At 75.5% G+C, this 1,165-nt stretch carries 1 protein-coding gene and 1 pseudogene; both read left to right on the top strand.

Translation table 11 applies throughout. From position 1 onward, the window contains the following. Nucleotides 1-216: pseudogene (locus AC0CYZ_RS25170) on the top strand (DNA polymerase IV); the annotation flags it as partial. Between the two features lie 228 nt (nt 217-444). Beyond that, a partial coding sequence (locus AC0CYZ_RS25165) for a helix-turn-helix domain-containing protein (RefSeq protein ID WP_472220434.1) occupies nt 445-1,165 on the top strand: 721 nt, incomplete at its 3' end.

The following is a 1,165-nucleotide window of genomic DNA, read 5'->3' as shown; positions in this document are numbered from 1 at the left end:
GACCGCGAGCAGCTCGAGCTGCCCCTCGACGCGCGGGAGGAGCCGCGGACCGCGCTCGCCGGCCGCGGGACCCAGGAGGCACCCCGGGATCCGGCGGCCCTCGACCGCACCCTCGACGCCGTCCGCGCGCGCTTCGGGTCGGCCTCGGTGAACCGGGCCACCCAGCTCGGGCGCGACCCCGGGCTGTCGGTCCCGGTGCTGCCGGAGCACCAGTAGATCTTGCTCCGCGGTGTCTCCCTCTGAGACACGGAGCCGCCCGCGGTGCCCCCGCGAGAGGACTCCGCACGCCTCTGACCTGCGACGAGCGGTCGACACTCGTGGTTCGGCGGCCACGTGCAGGATCTGCACACACAAACGGTGATGTTGACCACACCACCTGCTACGCGTTCAGTTGCGAGCGGCCGCCGGTGACCGCCCGGCGACGGAGGTCGGAGGGAGGCGCGCATGACGGACCGCACCGGTAGTCGCGCCGCCGGCTCCGGCCGTTCCCTCAAGACCGCCGCCGAGGCCCTCGCCGCCCTGCGCTACCTCGGTGCCGCCCCGACGGGGGTCACCGCGGAGGAGCTCGGCGCCGAGATCGGCAAGAGTGCGGCCACCGCGCGGTACCTGCTCAACACCCTCTGCCAGGAGGGCTACGCCCTCCGGGAGGGCCACGCCGGCACCTACCGGCTCTGCGACGCCCCGCCGTGGGGCGACGCCTGGGGCGGTCTCCTCGACGGGGCCGCGACGGACGAGCCGGCGGACGCGCAGGTCGCGGAGGTCGTGGACCTCGACGAGGCCCGGGACGCGCTGCGCCCGATGCACCGCGAGGACGACCCGGTCAGCCGCTACGAGCTCCCCGAGAGCCTCGCCGACGCCGTCACCGAGCTCTACTGGCGCACCCGGCAGCGGTCCTACCTCGCCCGCTGGGACGGCGACGCGACGGTCATCGTCGACGCGCGCGGCCACCAGGGCCTGGCCCGCATCCCCGACCTGCGCGAGCGCATCCCGGTCGCCCAGGCGCACGCGCTGGCCGTCACCAAGGCGCTCGCCGCGACCACCGCCGAGATCGAGCAGCTGCTGCTCGCCCAGGACGACCGCACGGCGTTCACCGCCACGACGATCACCACCTCTCCGGGCCTCGCGCGGGAGCTCGCGCGGGTCCGGCGCGACGGCGTCGCCATCG

The organism is Actinomycetospora sp., assembly GCF_055612215.1.
This window is presented reverse-complemented; position numbering and strand designations above follow the sequence as displayed.